General features: G+C 73.1%; 12 protein-coding genes. 4 read left to right on the top strand and 8 right to left on the bottom strand.

Going from position 1 to position 16,401, the window contains the following annotated elements:
* The first annotated feature begins 227 nt into the window (after positions 1-227).
* From ACLIBK_RS22120 to ACLIBK_RS22130, 3 genes are read left to right on the top strand one after another with little or no spacing between them, the layout of a single operon-like run.
* A complete protein-coding gene (locus ACLIBK_RS22120) occupies positions 228-1,751 on the top strand; it encodes a L,D-transpeptidase family protein (RefSeq protein WP_415389479.1) in 1,524 nt (507 codons plus the stop codon).
* On the top strand, positions 1,748-2,329 hold the full coding sequence (locus tag ACLIBK_RS22125; RefSeq protein ID WP_415389480.1) for a YcbK family protein: 582 nt from the start codon (positions 1,748-1,750) through the stop codon (positions 2,327-2,329). The genes ACLIBK_RS22120 and ACLIBK_RS22125 overlap by 4 nt, the downstream gene beginning before the upstream one ends.
* A gap of 30 nt (positions 2,330-2,359) precedes the next feature.
* Positions 2,360-3,310, top strand: a complete 951-nt coding sequence (locus ACLIBK_RS22130; protein ID WP_415389481.1) for a LysR family transcriptional regulator — start codon at positions 2,360-2,362, stop codon at positions 3,308-3,310.
* Positions 3,311-3,470: 160 nt separating this feature from the next.
* Here ACLIBK_RS22130 and lon read toward each other — a convergent pair whose 3' ends face one another.
* The 8 genes from lon to ACLIBK_RS22170 form a co-directional block, all read right to left on the bottom strand.
* Positions 3,471-5,819 (bottom strand): endopeptidase La, encoded by a 2,349-nt coding sequence (gene lon, locus ACLIBK_RS22135; protein ID WP_415389482.1) that lies wholly within the window; start codon positions 5,817-5,819, stop codon positions 3,471-3,473.
* A gap of 11 nt (positions 5,820-5,830) precedes the next feature.
* Positions 5,831-6,220, bottom strand: coding sequence for an Hsp20/alpha crystallin family protein (locus ACLIBK_RS22140; RefSeq protein WP_415389483.1), 390 nt, complete (start codon positions 6,218-6,220; stop codon positions 5,831-5,833).
* Positions 6,221-6,599: 379 nt separating this feature from the next.
* Entirely contained in the window at positions 6,600-7,670 is a 1,071-nt protein-coding gene (locus ACLIBK_RS22145; protein ID WP_415389484.1) for a S1C family serine protease, read from the bottom strand.
* Positions 7,671-7,777: 107 nt separating this feature from the next.
* Positions 7,778-8,239: a hypothetical protein gene (locus ACLIBK_RS22150; protein ID WP_415389485.1), complete on the bottom strand. Its 462-nt coding sequence runs from the start codon at positions 8,237-8,239 to the stop codon at positions 7,778-7,780.
* Between the two features lie 66 nt (positions 8,240-8,305).
* The gene (locus ACLIBK_RS22155; protein ID WP_415389486.1) at positions 8,306-11,527 is read right to left on the bottom strand and encodes an error-prone DNA polymerase; all 3,222 of its coding nucleotides are present in this window, start codon (positions 11,525-11,527) and stop codon (positions 8,306-8,308) included.
* A gap of 328 nt (positions 11,528-11,855) precedes the next feature.
* Positions 11,856-13,427: a DNA polymerase Y family protein gene (locus ACLIBK_RS22160; RefSeq protein ID WP_415389487.1), complete on the bottom strand. Its 1,572-nt coding sequence runs from the start codon at positions 13,425-13,427 to the stop codon at positions 11,856-11,858.
* On the bottom strand, positions 13,394-14,149 hold the full coding sequence (locus tag ACLIBK_RS22165) for an ImuA family protein (protein WP_415389488.1): 756 nt from the start codon (positions 14,147-14,149) through the stop codon (positions 13,394-13,396). Before ACLIBK_RS22165 ends, ACLIBK_RS22160 begins: the two co-directional genes overlap by 34 nt.
* Positions 14,150-14,725: 576 nt before the next feature.
* On the bottom strand, positions 14,726-14,965 hold the full coding sequence (locus tag ACLIBK_RS22170; RefSeq protein WP_415389489.1) for a DUF1127 domain-containing protein: 240 nt from the start codon (positions 14,963-14,965) through the stop codon (positions 14,726-14,728).
* Between the two features lie 105 nt (positions 14,966-15,070).
* On the opposite strand from ACLIBK_RS22170, the gene ACLIBK_RS22175 reads away from it, so the two are divergent.
* Positions 15,071-15,961 carry a LysR family transcriptional regulator gene (locus ACLIBK_RS22175; protein WP_415389490.1) on the top strand — a complete coding sequence of 297 codons (891 nt, stop codon included), beginning with the start codon at positions 15,071-15,073 and terminating at the stop codon, positions 15,959-15,961.
* The last annotated feature ends 440 nt before the right edge of the window (positions 15,962-16,401 follow it).

The following is a 16,401-nucleotide window of genomic DNA, read 5'->3' on the forward strand; positions in this document are numbered from 1 at the left end:
GGACCCGGCCCAGGCCGGATATGTCAGAAATGGCGGAATCTGTCACATCGCGCGCCGTGCTTGACCGCCAACCTCCTGTTGTTGTAGGATTATTTTCTGAAAGCCGCCCTGCCGCGACCACTCGCGGTAAGGAAGTCAAGGAAGTAAGGCGAACCGCCGCGCCGGAACGGCGCCCGCCCGGACCTGCCGGAACCTCCCCGGTCTGCGCCGAGGCGGCCAGGCGCCGAATGGCTTGGCACGCGACCCCCGCCGCCGCTATTCCTGCCGCCATGCGCCGACGTGACCTTTGCCTGGCTGCTCTCGGGGCCGCCAGCCCGCTGCCTCTCGCGGCGCAGGGGCCCGGGGAGCCCGCCGCGCTGCCGGCCATGCTCCGGCTGGCCGCACGGCTGCGGCGGCTGGAGGAGGACGGGCTGGACCCCGCCGCCTATGCCGTGCCGCCCGATGCGATGGCCGCCGGCGACCCGCGCGGCTTCACCAACGGTGTCCAGCGTGCCGCCTCCGCCGCTCTGAGCGACCTCCTGCTGGGCCGGCTGCGGGTGCCGGCCAACCGCATGGATATCCTGCGCGACCCCGCCGCCCTGCCCATGCCACGCTGGCAGCTGGACCTGCTCGGCGCCGCCGAGCCCGCCCGGGTGATCGACCGCGCCGCGCTGTCGGCCGAGGACGCCGCCCCCCTGAAGGCCGAACTGGCCCGCGCCCGCGCCCTGGTGGCCGCGGGGGGCTGGGGCCGCATCCCCGCCGGCGGCACGATCGAGCCCGGCAGCAGCGACCCCGCCCGGGTGCCGGCCCTGCGCGCCCGCCTGGCCGCCGAGGACGCGGAACTGGCCGCCGTCCCGGATAGCGGCGAACTCTACGACGAGCCGCTGCTGGACGCGGTGAAGCGCTGGCAGGCCGCCAACGGGCTGGAGGTGGACGGCCGCGTCGGCGCCATCAGCCAGGCGCAGCTCAACCGTCCCGCCACCGCGCGGGTGGACCAGCTGCGGGTGGCGCTGGACATGCGCCGCGCCGCAGCCCCCGTGCCGACGGAACGGCGCATCGAGGTCAACATCCCCGACTTCCTGCTGACCGTGCTGGACGGCCGGCGCAGCCTGCTGCGGATGAACGTGGTGGTGGGCCGCCCCAGCCGCGCCACCCCCCTGCTGCGGGTGCGGATGACCACCGTGCAGTTCAACCCGCCCTGGGGCGTGCCCGAGCGCAACGCGCGCGAGGACCTGCTGCCGAAGTTCCGCCGCGACCCCGCGGGCATGCGTAACAAGGGATTCCACCTCTACACGGTGGTCGGCGGGGAGCGGATCGAGGTAGACCCCACGACGGTGGACTGGAGCAGCATCCGCCCAGACCGTTTTCCCTACCTCGTCCGCCAGGATGCGGGCGACGAGAGTGCCCTCGGCCGGCTGAAGTTCATCATGCCCAACAACGACGACATCTACCTGCACGACACGCCGGACCGGGGCCTGTTCAACCGACCCGACCGGGCCTTCTCGTCGGGCTGCATTCGCCTGGAGCGACCTATGGAACTGCTGGACATCGCCCTGGATGGCATGGGCTGGGACCGCGCCCGCATCCAACGCAGCTTCGACAGCCGCCAGACCAGCGCGCTACCCCTCAAACGCACGCTGCCCGTACGGCTGCACTACACCACGGCGGTGGTGGAAGGCGGCCGCGTCCGGCTGCGCCCGGATATCTACGGCCTCGACGCGGCCTATGCGCGCGAGATGGACCGCACCGCCGCCCGGGTGGCCGCGCGGTGAGCCGCCGTCCGCACCAGGACTGCCCGTGCTGCGCGCCGGGCGCCCTCAACCGTCGCGAGGTGATTCGCGCCTCGCTGGGTCTCGGCCTGGCCTGCACCGGGCTGGCCGCCGCCCCCGCCCTGGCAGTGTCCGGCCCGCCGCGCCGCATCAGCGTCAAGCGCGCTTATACCGAGGACGCCTTCAGCGGCGTCTACTGGGAGGACGGCCGCTACCGCCGCGAAGCGCTGCAATCCCTGGACTGGGTGTTCCGCGACCTGTCGGCCGAGGAGGTGACGCCGATGGACCCGCGCCTCTTCGACGTGCTGCACGAGGTGTCGCAGCGCCTGGACACCACCGAAGCCTTCCAGGTGATCAGCGGCTACCGCGCGCCGGAGCGCAACGGCGCCATGGCCGCGCGCTCCCGCCGGGTGTCCACCGTGTCGCTGCACATGTCCGGCATGGCCGCGGATTCCCGCCTGCCCGGGCGCGATTCCTACGGCATGGCGCGGCTGGCGGCGGAGATGGGGCTGGGCGGCGTCGGCCTGTACCGCCGCGACGGCTTCGTGCACCTGGACTGCGGCCAGCCGCGGCGCTGGTAGGGGCGCCGGGCCGGCGGCGCGGGCGCGCCCATGCCGCCGGCCTCCCCCGAAGGCCTGCCCGGCCGGCTGGCCGAGCCGGCCCGGGCGCTGGCCTGGGATGATTTCCGGCTGATCAACGCGGTGGCGGAAACCCGCAACCTGCCCGCCGCCGCGCTGCGGCTGGGGATCAACCATTCCACCGTGTTCCGCCGCCTCCGGCAGATCGAGGCGCTGCTGGGCCTCGCCCTGTTCGAGCGGCATCGCAGCGGCTACGCCCTGACCGCCGCGGGCGAGGAGGTGGCCGCCCTGGCCGCGCGGGTGGACGGCGACATCACCGCCGTGACCCGCCGCCTGGCCGGGCAGGCGCCCGCGCCGGCGGGCGAGCTGCGAGTGGCCACCAGCGACAGCCTGCTGTGCCACCTGCTGTTCCCGATGCTGGCGCGCTTCCGGGCGCAGTATCCCGGCATTCGGCTGGACGTGGTGGTGGGCAACGCGGCACTGAACCTGTCCCGGCGCGACGCCGACGTGGCGATCCGCGCCACCGACGCACCGCCGGACACGCTGGTGGGCCGCCGCGCCGCCCGCATTGCCTGGGCGCTCTACGGCCGCGCGGCGGACTTGCCCGAGGACGCGACGCCGCAGGACCACGCCGCCACCGCCAGCTGGGTGTCGCTGGGCGACGAACTCGGCGGGCTGAAGGTGGTGCGCTTCCTGGCCCGCCACGTTGCGCCGGAGCGCGTGGTGCTCAGGGCCAACACCGTGCTGGGACTGGCGGGCGCGGTGGAAGCCGGGATCGGGGTGGCACACCTGCCCTGCTTCCTGGGCGACGCGCGGCCGGCGCTGCGTCGCCTCTCGCCGCCCGAGCCCGACTTCGCCGCCGAACTCTGGCTGCTGACGCATCCCGACCTGCGCCACGCGCCGCGGGTGCGCGCGCTGCTGGACTTCCTGGCGGCGGAGATCGCCGCGCAGCGGTCGCTGCTGGAGGGCGGTGCCTCGGCGTGATGCGGTGGAGCACGACAAGCCGGGGGGAAGTATCCCCCCGGACCCCCTTCTATTTTCGGGAGTTTGGGGGTGCGCCCGTTGCCAAGGCGCTCTTTAACTCCCGAAAGAAGGAGGGGGGCTGGGGGAGTTCACTCCCCCGGCCTTCATCAGCCTGGCGGCATCAGGCCGGGATGGGGCTTTCCAGCACCGCCGCCACCGCGTCGTCCACCGTTTCCAGCCACACGAAGCGCAGTTTGTCGCGCGCGCTGGCGGGGATGTCGTCGAAGTCGCGGCGGTTGCGCGCGGGCAGCATCACCGTGGTGATCCCGGCGCGCGCCGCGGCCACCACCTTCTCGCGGATGCCGCCCACCGGCAGCACCAGCCCGCGCAGGCTGATCTCGCCGGTCATCGCCACCGCCGGATCCACGGCGCGGCCGAGCATCAGCGACGACAGCGACAGGAACATCGCTACCCCCGCGGAAGGCCCGTCCTTGGGCGTGGCGCCGGCGGGGACGTGGACGTGGATGTCGCTGCGCTCGAACAGCGCCGGGTCGATGCCCAGCGCTTCCGCGCGCCCCTTCACCAGGCTCAGCGCCGCCTGCGCGCTCTCCTTCATCACGTCGCCCAGCTGGCCGGTCAGGATCAGCCGGCCGCCGCCGGGAACGCGCGTGCTTTCCACGAACAGGATGCTGCCGCCCACCGGCGTCCAGGCCAGGCCGGTCACCACGCCCGGCAGGGCGGTGCGGCCGGCGACCTCCGGGTCGAAGCGCCCCGGGCCGAGGATGGACTGCAGGTCCGCGGCGTGGACGTGGATCGGGCCGGGCTCGCCTTCGGCCACGCGCATGGCGACGTAGCGCAGCACCGCGCCCACCTCGCGCTCCAGGCTGCGCACCCCGGCTTCGCGCGTGTAGTCCTCCGTGAGGGCGGCGAGGGCGTCGTCCTCCAGCACCGCCTGCGCCTCCGTCAGCCCGTTCTGCTTCAGCTGCCGCGGCACGAGGTAGCGGCGGGCGATGGCCTGCTTCTCCTCGGCCGTGTAGCCGGACAGCTGCACCACCTCCATGCGGTCGCGCAGCGGCCCGGGGATGGTGTCGAGCTGGTTGGCCGTGGCGATGAACAGCACGCGGCTGAGGTCGAAGGGCACGCCGAGATAAGCGTCGCGGAAGGTGCCGTTCTGCTCGGGGTCCAGCACTTCCAGCATGGCGGAGGCCGGGTCGCCCTGGAAGCCGCCGCTGCCGAGCTTGTCGATCTCGTCCAGCATCATCACGCAGTCCCGCGCGCCGGCGCGGCGCAGGCCCTGGATGATGTTGCCGGGCAGGGCGCCGACATAGGTGCGGCGGTGGCCGCGGATCTCCGCCTCGTCGTGCACGCCGCCCAGGCTGACGCGCACGAAGGGGCGGCCCAGCGCGTGGGCAATGGACTGGCCCAGCGAGGTCTTGCCGACGCCGGGCGGGCCCACGAAGCACAGGATCGGGCCGCGGCCGCCGGGGTTCAGCTTGCGCACCGCCAGGAATTCCAGGATGCGGCGCTTGATCTTCTCCAGCCCGTGGTGCTCCTCGTCGAGGATGCGGCGGGCTTCGGGGATGCTGATCGGCGCTTCCTCGCTCAGCTTCCAGGGCAGTTCCGTCAGCCATTCCAGGTAGGTGCGGACCATGCCGGATTCCGGGCCGCCTTCGGGCATGCGCTCCAGCCGCTTCAGCTCGCGCCGTGCCTGCTTCTCGACCTCCTCGGGCAGCCCGGCATCGTCCAGCGCCTGGCGGAGGTCGTCGAAGTCGGGGCTGCGGTCCTCGTTCTCGCCCAGCTCCTTCTGGATGGTCTTCAGCTGCTCGCGCAGCAGGAACTCCCGCTGCCGGCCTTCCATCGTCTCGCGCGTCTGCCGGCCGATATCGGCGGACAGGCGCAGCACCTGCAGCCGGTAGGCCAGCTGCCACAGCACGCGGTCCAGCCGGGCGCGCAGGGCGGTGGTTTCCAGGATCTCCTGCTTCTGCGCGGCGGTGATGTCCATCAGCCCCGCCACCATGTCGGCCAGCAGGCCGGGCTGGTCGATGGACTGGATGGAGCTCAGCAGTTCCGGCGGCGCCTGGCCGATCAGCCGCAGCGCTTCCGTGGCCTGTTCGCGCAGCTGGTGCAGCCGGGCGTCCAGCTCGGCATTGCCGGGGGCCTCGGGCTCCTCCAGCCGCTCGATCCGCACGGTGGCGAAGGGCTCGGCGGCGATGCGGTCCAGCAGGCGCACGCGGCCGACGCCCTGCACGATGGCGGTGTGGGTCTTGCCGTCGGGCGCGGTGACGTAGCGCAGCAGCCGCGCCTCGGTGCCGATCGGGTGCAGCTCGCCGATGTCGGGGACCTCGGTGGCGGCGTCGCGCTGCAGCACCACGACGACGTGGCGGCCCTGGCGGGCGGCCTCCTGCAGCCCGGCCGTGCTGGCGGCGCGGCCGGCGGTGATGGGCAGCACCATGCCGGGAAACAGCACGGTGTCGCGCACGGGCACCAGGATCAGTTCGTCCGCCGGGGCGGTGGGGGTCTGGGCGTCCATCTGTGCGTCCCTCAGCCGAGCTTCCGCAGCACCACGGTCAGGCAGCCGTCCGACAGGTCGCGGCGGACCAGGTCGTAGGTGCCGGCGGGCAGCGGCACGCGCCGTTCGAAGCGGCCGTGCGGCAATTCCATGCGGTGGATGCGGGCGTTGTGCAGGGCGGCGGGCAGGCGGCGGATGCCGATGATCGCCAGCTCGCCGCCGCCGATCACCAGTTCCACCTCGCTGACGCGCACGCCGGGCAGGGCGGCGATCAGCACCAATTCGTCGTGCGTTTCCAGCAGGTCCACCGGCGGCTCCCAGCCGGCCGGTGCCGGCTCGAAGAAGCCGCGGTGCATGCGTTCGGCCCGGGCGAGTGCGGCCAGGGCATCGGCCCATAACAGGCCCGTGGCGGTTCGTTGCATGGCGGGGTCTCTCGAAGCGTCGCGCCGCCATGTCGGGATCACGCCCCGGCGAGCCGAAACACAATTCCGTGCCGGCTTCTACGCCGCCTGCATGGCAGGTCGCACGTGCCCGGCCTTGTGTCGGCGTGCGGCCTTCACCAGCGGGTGATCGTTAGGCCAGGTCGTGTGCGGAGCGTGTCACGGCGTGGTCGTGCCGTCGGGGTTCTGTGCTGGCCGGATGAGAAACGTAAGCCGGGGGGAAGTATCCCCCCCGGAACCCCCTTCTATTTTCGGGAGTTTCGGGTGCACCCGTGGCCGCCGGGTACTTTTGAGCCTGAAAAAAGGAGGGGGACCGGGGGAGTTCACTCCCCCGGCCTTTCCTTCCCTCCGCCCGCCGCGATCAGCTGCGGCCGTGCAGCTCCGGCTGGTCCTGCACCTTGGCGCGCAGGTTCAGCGAGGCCGGACCGCGCGCAATGGCCAGGGACAGCTCGCCGCCGGGGCGGTGATCCGCCACCAGCCGCGCCAGGGTGCGGGCGTCGCGCACGGGCTGGCCGTCCACGGCGGTGATTACGTCGCCCGGGCGTAGGCCGGCCTTGGCGGCGGGGCCGTCATGCAGCACGCCCGCCACCAGGGCGCCGTTGCGCGGGCCTTCGGCCAGGGTCTCGGTCTGCACGCCCAGCCAGCCACGCGCCACGCGCCCGTCGGAGCGCAGCGAGGCCACCACGCGCGAGGCGAGGTCGGCCGGCACCGCGAAGCCGATGCCGGCGCTGGCGCCGGAGGGCGACAGGATGGCGGTGTTCACCCCCACCACGCGGCCCTGCGTGTCGAACAGCGGCCCGCCGGAGTTGCCGGGGTTGATCGGCGCGTCGGTCTGCAGGAACTGATCGTAGGGACCGGCGCCGATGTCGCGGCCGTGGGCGGAGATGATGCCGGCCGTCACGCTGGGGCCGAGGCCGAAGGGATTGCCCACCGCCAGCACCCAGTCGCCCACCCGCGGCGCCGCGCCGTCGGCGAAGCTCACGGCGGGCAGCGGCTTGTCGGTGGCGACCTGGAGCAGGGCGAGGTCGGTGCGCTCGTCGCTGCCCACCACGCGGGCCGGCAGCTCGGTGCCGTCGGCCAGGCTGACCACGATCTTCTCGGCGCGGCCGGCGACGTGGAAGTTGGTCACCACCAGCCCAGAGGGGTCCACGATGAAGCCGGAGCCCTGGCCCATCACCCGGCGCTGCTGAGTGGCGCGGCCGGCCGGGGCGTCGTCGCCGTCCTCCGGCCCGGCCATGCCGACCACGGCGATCTTGACCACCGCGGGGGAGACGCGCTCCACGAGGTCGGCGAAGCCGCCGGGCTGCGCCGCCACCGCCGCGATCGGCGCGGCCTCGGCGTGGTGCAGCGCGGGCAGGGCGGACACGCCGCCCAGGGCGGTCGCGGCGAGCAGGGCCGCGGCCAGGGTGTTTCTCGCACGCGGTGCGAACATCGGGAGGCCTCCAAGGTGCATCGGCCGGGTCGGCCGTGTAACAGGGAGGTGGAAGGCGCCGAGTAACGCTTCGACCCGCGTTTCTCTTAAGCCTGCTTCATCACCGATTACGGACGCGAAACATCGGCGGCGCGGCGGATCGGGTTGTCCAGCCACAGGCCGGCACGGCGGAAGCTCAGCGACAGGCTCAGCGCGGCACCCATGGCGGCGTAGGCGGTGTGCGGCGGCGCCAGGCGAAGGAAGGCGGCCAGGGCTTCGCGGCGCGGGCCGCGCTGCGCCAGGGCGGTGGCCAGCAGCAGTGCCGGTTCCGCCCCCACCAGCCGCGGGCAGAGCGGGCAGCCCAGCGCCGCCGGCGTCACGGCCGAGAGCAGCAGCGTGTCCAGCGCCACCGCCGCGCTTCCCAGCCCGGCCGTGGCCAGGGGCAGGGCGGCGGCATGCTGCGAGGGCCAGCCCTGCCGGCGGGCGGCGGCCCAGGCGCGCATGGCGTCCAGCAGCAGCGCCTCGGGCGCGGGTAGGTCCTCCGGCGCGGCGTCGGTCCAGGGCCAGGCGGGCAGTCCGTGGGTGGCCATGCGGCTCGCTCCTGCGGGGTGGAGTCGCAGGTTGTCGCAAATGAGAACCGTTCGCAAGTTCTACGATCAGTGAAAGTCGCGCGATCGTGGCAGGCGCGGGGCGTCGCTCGGGGGACCGGGGCTACGCCGGGCCGGAACCGGGCGCGCCACCTCGTCGGCGCGGGCGAGCTGGCGCGTCCAGGGCCGGGCATCGCCCAGCAGGTGCAAACCGTCCAGCAGGTCCGAGCGGTCCAGCAGCCGCTGCACCACGAGGTGCAGGATGGGGATGGCGGTGCGCTCGTGCCGGTCCTCGCGCTCCAGCCGGCCTTCCGCGATCACCAGCCGGGCGCCGACCACGGCGGCGCGGTGGCCGCTCACCACGGACGGGTAGAGCACGAGGTTGGCCACTCCGTGCTCGTCCTCCACGGTGAAGAACACCACGCCCTTGGAGGAGCCGGGCCGCTGCCGCACCAGCACCAGCCCGGGCAGCCGCAGCCGGGCACCGCGCCGCGCCGCGGCCAGGACGCGGGTGTCGGCCAGCCCCAGCGCGTCCAGCTGCGGCCGCAGCAGCGCCAGTGGGTGGTCGCGCAGCGTCAGCCCGGTGGCGCCGTAGTCCAACACCGTGCGCTCGCCGGCGGTGACGGCGGGCAGGCTGGGCCGCGCCTCGGCCGCGGCGAAGAGGGGCAGGTCGCCGGGGCCGGGGGTGCGTTCCACGGCCTGCGCGTCCCACAGTGCTTCCCGCCCCTCGCGGCCGAGGCCGCGGAAGGCGTCGGCCCGGGCCAGCGCCGCCACCGCGTCGCGCGGCAATCCGGTGCGGCGCAGCAGGTCTGGCAGGTCGGCGAAGGGGCGCGCGGCTACCAGCGCGTCGGCTTCGGCGGCGGCAAGGCCCTGCACCAGCCGCAGCCCCAGCCGCAACGCCAGGCCGCCGGTGCTGTCGGGATCGGGCTCCAACGTGCAGTCCCAGTCGCTGCGCGTCACCTCCACGGGACGGACGCGCACGCCGTGCTCGCGCGCGTCGCGCACGAGCTGGGCGGGGGCGTAGAAGCCCATCGGCTGGCTGTTCAGCAGCGCTGCGGCGAAGACCGCGGGGTGGTGGCACTTGATCCAGGCGGACACGTAGACGAGCTGCGCGAAGGAGGCGGCGTGGCTCTCGGGAAAGCCGTAGGAGCCGAAGCCCTCGATCTGGCGGAAGCAGCGCTCGGCGAAATCCTGTTCGTAGCCGTTGCGCACCATGCCGGCGATGAGCTCGTCGCGGAATTTCGGAATGTCGCCGCCCCCCTTGAAGGTGCCCATGGCGCGGCGCAGCAGGTCCGACTTGGCGGGCGAGAAGCCGGCCGCGACCTGGGCGATGCGCATGGCCTGTTCCTGGAACAGCGGCACGCCCCAGGTCTTTTCCAGCACTTCCCGTAACTCAGGTTTTGGGTATTCCGTCGCTTCCTCGCCGCTGCGGCGGCGCAGGTAGGGATGCACCATGTCGCCCTGGATCGGGCCGGGACGCACGATCGCGACCTCCACCACGAGGTCGTAGAATACGCGCGGGCGCAGGCGGGGCAGCATGTTCATCTGCGCCCGGCTCTCGACCTGGAACACGCCCACCGTGTCGGCGCGCGACAGCATCGCGTAGGTCTTCTCGCAGTCCTGCGGCACGGATTGCAGCGAGTGGCGCTCGCCGCCGTGGCGGACGATGAGGTCGAGGGCGCGGCGGACGCAACTGAGCATCCCCAGCCCCAGTACGTCGACCTTGAGGATGCGCAGGACCTCGATATCGTCCTTGTCCCATTCCACCGTGGTACGGTCGGCCATGGCGGCGCTGGTGACCACGGCCAGCTCGGTCAGCGGGCCCTGGGTGATGATGAAGCCGCCGACATGGGTGGACAGGTGGCGCGGGAAGCCTTCCAGTTCCGCGGCCAGCGTGATGGCCATGCCCAGCCGCGGTTCCGCTTCCAGGTCCAGCCCTGCCTCGCGCGCGAGGTCGGCCAGCTCGGCGTGGCCGGGACCCCAGGAGCCCTTGGCGAGGCGCGCGGTGATGTCCTCGCCCAGGCCCAGCGCCTTGCCGGCCTCGCGGATGGCGGAGCGCGTGCGGTAGCGGATCAGCGTGGCGGCCAGCGCGGCGCGGTGGCGGCCGTAGCGCGCGTAGAGGTGCTGGATCACCTCCTCGCGCCGCTCGTGCTCGAAATCCACATCGATGTCGGGCGGCTCGTCACGTTCGATCGACAGGAAGCGCTCGAACAGCAGCTGGTGCTTGTCGGGGGCGACGGAGGTGATGCCCAGCACGTAGCAGACGGCGGAGTTCGCCGCCGAGCCGCGGCCCTGGCACAGGATGTCCTTTGATCGCGCGAAACGGACGATCTCGTGCACCGTCAGGAAGTAGGGCGCGTAGGCCTTGTGCGCGATCAGCCACAATTCTTCTGCCAGCTGCTTCGCCACGGCGGGTGGCGTTCCGTCCGGCCAGCGCTCGCGTTCCGCTTCCCGCACCCGGCGTTCCAGCGCGGCCTGCGCGGACAAGCCGGGCTCCAGGATCTCCTCCGGGTACTCGTAGCGCAGCTCGCGCAGGGAAAAGGTGCAGGCATCGAGCACGCGCAGGGTGTTGGACACCGCCTCCGGCCAGCGCGCGAAGAGGCGTGCCATCTCTGCCGGGGGCTTCAGGTGCGCCTCGGCGTTGGGGGCGGCCGCGTAGCCCAGCCGGTCCAGCGTGACGCCGAGGCGGATGGCCGAAACGAGGTCGGCCAGCCGGCGACGCTCTGGCACGTGGAAGCGCACGCCGCCGGCGGCGAGCAGCGGCGCGCCCAGCCGCGCCAGCGCGTCCAGCCGCTTGGCGTCGTCGCCGGCGTAGCGGTGGATGGCGGCGCAGAAGGCCGGCAGCGGGGCGCGGCGGCGCAGCGCCTGCGCGTCGCGGTGCAGGCGCTCGGCGAAGCTGGCGCCGGGGAGGTCGGGTGGGATCAGCGCCAGCACCCAGCCTTCCGCCGCGTCCAGCAGGTCCTCCCGCGTCAGCCGGCACTGACCTTTGGGCGCGTTCATGCGGCCGTGGCTGAGCAGCCGGGTGAGGCGGCCATAGGCGGCGCGGTCTGCGGGCCAGGCCAGGTATTCCTGGCCATCCTCCAGCGCGAGGCGACAGCCGACCACGTAGCGCAGGACGGTGTCCTCCGCCGCCGCCATGCCGCGCACCACGCCGGCGAGGGAGTTGCGGTCGGCGATGCCGAAGGCGGCGTGGTCCAGCGCCTTGGCGGTGTCGGCCAGCTCATGCGGATGGGAGGCGCCTTCCAGGAAGGTGAAGTTGGAAAGGGCGCCGAGTTCCGCGTAGCCGGTCATCCGGGTGACACGCTCGGTCGGCCCTCGATCCGGGCGGTCGGCCCGTGGTCCCGGGAGGGGAAGAAGGAATTCTCCCCCTCCCGGACCCTCCCCCTCATCTTCTTTCGGGAGTGCTGCCGCGGGTTGGGCTGCGACGTCGGTCGCGCCGGAGGGCCATGCCCTCCGGCGATTGCCGCGTCAGCCCGTGCGGACAGCATGAATGTTTTCTGAGTCCCGCGGCGCCCGACGTTTCCAACCAGATCCGGCAGCTCCCGAAAAAAGATGAGGGTGGGTCCGGGAGGGAGAATTCCTTCTCCCTCCCGGGAGTCACGGGCACTGCCGCCGAAGGTCACGCCAGGAAGCCGTGCAGGAACCAGCGCGGCGGGGTCGAATGCCCGACACGGCAGACCCAGAGCCGCTCGCCGCTTTCCACCTCCAGCCGGTAATAGTCGCGCGCGGCGCGGTTCGGGGCGTCGCGCCACCATTCCGGCAGCACGCGTTCCGGTCCCTCGGCGCGGCGGACGCGGAAGCTGCGGTTGCGCCAGCGCAGCAGCATGGGCGGGTCGTCGGGCAGCAGCGCCACCACCTCCACCGGCTCGGGACGCAGCAGCAGCCGCACCGGGCGCGGGCGAGCCAGCCAGTGCTCGGGGGTGGCGGTATCCTCGGACAAGGGCGGGGCGCGGGTCGCCGCGCGTTCCGGCAGGTGCGAGGCCTGCGGCGCCAGGCGCCACACGGACAGCCGCAGCGCCAGCCGGTCCAGCAGCTGCGACAGCGCAGCGCGGTTCGAGGCCCCGGCGGCGTCGCTGCCGGCGAAGCCATCCTGCGCGGCGTCCAGCGGTTCGGTGAGCTCGGCGTGCAGGGACAGGCGGTCGAAGCCGAAGCCGGGGGCCAGCTCCTCCAATCGGTCGCGGAACAGGCGGGCGAGATGCGGGGGGCTGCGCATCGGCAGGGTGGTGCCCACCGTGATCTCCTGCACCGCGGCGTCCACGCCGTGGGCGCGCAGCAGCAGGCGGCGGGCACCGCGCCCGGCTTCCGATAGCTGCACGCAGAGATCGTCCAGCAACAGGGCGAATACGGCGTCCACCGCTTCGCGCGTCACGATCGGCTCGGCCAGGTCGCGGGCGGCGAGGAACTCCGCCGGTGGGCGCAGCGGCAGGATCGGACGCGTGCGCTGCCCGGCCACCCCGTCCAGCAGCGCCAGCAGTTCCGGCCCGAAGCGACGCGCCAGCGGCCTGCGCGGCTGCGCCCGCAGGTCGCCCACATGCCACAGGCCCAGGCGGTACAGGGCCGTCCGCAGCGACACTTCCAGCGGCAGGGCGGACAGGGGCAGGGGGGCGGTGGCGGCCGCCTCGGCGCCGGGCGCCACCAGGGCGGACCGGCCGGCGCGCGCCAGGGCCAGGGCCGCATCCGGCGTGCCCGCCACGGCGCCCGTCACCGCGAGGCCGCGCCGCCCCAGCCGCGCCACGGCGTCGTCGCGCAGCGCGGCGATGCCGCTCCAGCCCGCGTCGCAGCCGGTGATGTCGAGCAGCAGCGCGTCCGGGGCGTCGATCCCGGCCAGCGGCGTGTAGCGCAGCGCCCAGAGGCCGAGGCGGTGCAGCAGGTCGCGCACGGCGTCCGGCGCCTCGGGCTCGGCGCGCAGGCCGGGGCAGATCGCCTGGGCATCGGCCAGCGGCTGGTCCGGGCGCATCCCCGCCGCCTCGGCCGCTGCGTTGACCGCCAGCACGAGCCGGCGCTGCCTGCGCAGTCCCCAGGTCACGAGTGGCCCGGTGCCGCCGAGCCGGTCGGTGGCCAGGCGCGGCAGGTGCAGCGCCAGGAAGCGGCGCTGGGGCAGCGATGCCGCGCCCGCCTCCGGCAGGGCTGGCGGCAGGGCCGGCGCGCCGCCGGTGATCAGTCGAGGCGGGCGGCAAACGCGTCGTCGCATCCATCCTCCTCCGCGTCGTGGTCGGCCATGCCTTCGGGCACCAGGGTTTCCGTGCCGGCGCGCCAAGTGACGTTCCAGCTGGCGGGCTTGGCGCCACGGGCACGCAGCAGTTCCAGGCACCACTGCGGGTCTCCGAGGTCGTGCCGCGACAGGCCGGTGCCGGCGCGGCCCGAGATCCGCCAGCGGGTGGTGGCCAGCACCGGGCCGGGCGAGTCCTCGTCCTCGCGCAGCAGCAGGCCGATGCCGCCGCCGGTTTCCGCCGCCAGTTGCAGCCGCCGCGCGGCGACGCCATCGGGCGGGCGGCCGGACGCTTCGTGCATCAGCAGCGCGCCCGACACGGCCGGGCAGCGCAGCGCTTCTTCCATGGCCCAGAGGGCATCCGACTCAGCCTCGGCCTGCACCAGCACCAGGCGCGAGGGCGACAGGCCGAAGCGTGCCAGGCCGGGCGGCCAGGCATCCGGGCGGCGGGCGATCCAGAACACGGTGCCGCCGCTGCGCGCCAGCAGCAGCGCCGCGAAGCCGGCCGCGGCCCCGGCGCCGGCGGCCAGGATCTCGTGCAGCGCGGCCCGTGGCAGCCCGTCGCCGCCGGGCAGGGCGGCATCGATGCCGGGGGCCAGCGGGATCGCGTGCTCACCCGTGCGGGCCAGGGCTTCCGCCGCACCCGCACGCTCCAGCCGGCCGACGCGGGCACGAAGCGCGGCGAGCAGGGCAGGCCGGTCCATGGGGGAAGGCGCGGGGGGCACTCGCTCGACTCCGGGGTGGGTGGGTGTCTGTTCACTGTATGTTCGGGTACGCGGTCGCGTCGGGTCAAGCGCGACGCGGCGGCCAGGGGTTGCGTCGTGCTCACCGGGAGGTGTGTTCGCTGTCGGTTGCCGGGTCTGCTGCGCTCAGGCGGGGTTGCCGCTGCGCCTTCCTGCGGGGTGGGCAGGGGAGGAAGGCTGGCACGGCAAGGCGAGCAGCGTCGTGCCAGGGGAGGGATGCTGCGTGCTGTTCTGGGACAGGGCCCTGCGAGGGGCGGGGGCAGGCGCCGGAAGACGCTTGCAACCGTTCTCCCGCTCGGCCGTGCAGGCCGGCCAAGTTTACGCGACGGGACAGGATGGTGCTGCCCGAAGAGGCAAACTTCCTGTCCCGCTATGGGCCAAGCCGGGTCTGCCAGAACGTTTGGCAGGTCAGGGCAGGGCCGGGCTTGCGGCCGCAGGATGCGGCGTTCCACGCTGGTCCACGGGAACCGGAGCGTGCGGCGGGAACCCGGAGTTCCCGCCCGGCGCGACGTTTCCCGCCGTGCCGCGAGGCGCTGCTCAGATCCGCTGCTGCGGGCCCACGTCCCAGGGCGCCCGCGCCGCTTCGCGCAGCGCGTCGCTGCGGCTCATGCCGACATCCGACAGCATGCGGTCGTCCATCTGCGCGAGCAGGCGTCGGCTCTCGATGGCCTGCAGGCTGCGGACGATGATCCCCCACCAGGCCGTGGCCCGCTTGCCGCGCCCGGCCGGAGCATGCGCGCCGAGGGCATAGGGGGCGGGGGTGGCATGGGCTGACATCGTCGTGTCTCCTTCAGGATTGCTGCGACGCCTCCTGTATGGCGAGCCGCGCTGCATGAGGGAAACGAGTTGTTTTGCTGTTCTCCATCAGCGAGATTGATGCCCATGCTCGCCCTGCCTCCCGGGATCGACCCCGACCTGCTGCGCTCCTTCGTGCTGGTGGCCGAAGGTGGCAGCGTCACGCGTGCGGCCCAGCATGTCGGCCGCACGCAATCGGCGGTGTCCATGCAGATGCGCCGGCTGGAGGACATGCTCGGGCAACCGCTGCTGACCCGCGGGGCGCGCGGTTTGGTGCCGACCTCGCACGGGACCTGGCTGCTGGACCGCGCCCGGCGGTTGCTGGAGATGCACGACGAGATCATCGCGGGCTTCCGCACGCCCGAGCTGGCCGGGCATGTCCGGCTGGGTTCACCCGACGACTACGCGCTGGTCTGGCTGCCCGAGATCCTGGCGCCCTTCGCGCAGTCCCACCCCGCGGTGGAGATCGAGGTGGTCTGCCTGCCCAGCACGGACCTGCTGCGCTGCTTCCATGCGGGGGAGCTGGATCTGACCCTGTTTTCCGCCGGCATGGACGGGGCCGGGCTGGGCGCCGAGCGGCTGTGGCGCGGGCCGCTGCGCTGGGTCAGTGCCGCCGCCCTGCCGGTGCATCTGCGTCGGCCCTTGCCGGTGGCGCTGTGCCGCACCGGCTGTGCCTGGAGCCGTGCGGCGGTGCAGGCGCTCGACGGTTCCGCACTGCCCTGGCGGGTGGCCTATAGTTCCGCCTCGCAGACCGGGGCGCATGCCATCGCGCTGGCCGGGCTGGCCGTGACGCTGGGCTTGGCGGGGTCGTTGCCGTCCGGCTTGCGGGTGGTGGGGCCGGAGGATGGGCTGCCATCCCTGCCGGATTTCGAGATCGCCCTGCATGTGCGGCACGATGTGCCTTTGGCGGTGCAACTGGGCCGGCATATCTCCGCAGGTTTCCGGGCCGAGTTGGAAACCATCGGCGCCGCGGCCTGAATTGGCCAGGTGTCGGTGCCGCATCCCAGGCGTGATGGGTGAAGGCGGTTTGCTGTTGCGGGACCGGATGGTGCAGCCTTTACCCGCGATACTGGTCCGTCAGGGGGAAAGGCTCCCCATAGGGATGTCCGCTGCTTGTTGCCCATCGATGAGATAAGGCGTGGCGGGAGGGGCGCCGCGGCTTCGCCTGGAGAGCAACAAGGGAAAGACTGAAGCTTCCGGACTGAGATGCCGGATGTATGAAAGATCAACGAGTTGTAGAGCGCACGTAACGTATGCGGAAAAGTGCGAAACTCCCTTTGACAGGCGCTACCTCTCCCCATATAAGCCCGGTCACCGCGAGGCGCTGTGGTGTGAAACGACGGCGCGGTTGAGCGGGGCCCTTGCTGTAGGGTGTTGAGCTGGTGAGCTGATGTGGCGGGTTCCCGAAAGGGGCTGGC

Source organism: Roseomonas sp. BN140053 (assembly GCF_047690175.1).
Taxonomy (GTDB): Bacteria; Pseudomonadota; Alphaproteobacteria; order Acetobacterales; family Acetobacteraceae; genus Roseomonas.

Bases quoted from the DNA above. Each gene is read 5' to 3' on its own strand.
- ACLIBK_RS22120 (WP_415389479.1), top strand. From the start codon at position 228: ATGGCTTGGCACGCGACCCCCGCCGCCGCTATTCCTGCCGCCATGCGC.
- ACLIBK_RS22130 (WP_415389481.1), top strand. From the start codon at position 2,360: ATGCCGCCGGCCTCCCCCGAAGGCCTGCCCGGCCGGCTGGCCGAGCCG.
- lon (WP_415389482.1), bottom strand. From the start codon at position 5,819: ATGGACGCCCAGACCCCCACCGCCCCGGCGGACGAACTGATCCTGGTG.
- ACLIBK_RS22140 (WP_415389483.1), bottom strand. From the start codon at position 6,220: ATGCAACGAACCGCCACGGGCCTGTTATGGGCCGATGCCCTGGCCGCA.
- ACLIBK_RS22145 (WP_415389484.1), bottom strand. From the start codon at position 7,670: ATGTTCGCACCGCGTGCGAGAAACACCCTGGCCGCGGCCCTGCTCGCC.
- ACLIBK_RS22150 (WP_415389485.1), bottom strand. From the start codon at position 8,239: ATGGCCACCCACGGACTGCCCGCCTGGCCCTGGACCGACGCCGCGCCG.
- ACLIBK_RS22155 (WP_415389486.1), bottom strand. From the start codon at position 11,527: ATGACCGGCTACGCGGAACTCGGCGCCCTTTCCAACTTCACCTTCCTG.
- ACLIBK_RS22160 (WP_415389487.1), bottom strand. From the start codon at position 13,427: ATGCGACGACGCGTTTGCCGCCCGCCTCGACTGATCACCGGCGGCGCG.
- ACLIBK_RS22165 (WP_415389488.1), bottom strand. From the start codon at position 14,149: ATGGACCGGCCTGCCCTGCTCGCCGCGCTTCGTGCCCGCGTCGGCCGG.
- ACLIBK_RS22170 (WP_415389489.1), bottom strand. From the start codon at position 14,965: ATGTCAGCCCATGCCACCCCCGCCCCCTATGCCCTCGGCGCGCATGCT.
- ACLIBK_RS22175 (WP_415389490.1), top strand. From the start codon at position 15,071: ATGCTCGCCCTGCCTCCCGGGATCGACCCCGACCTGCTGCGCTCCTTC.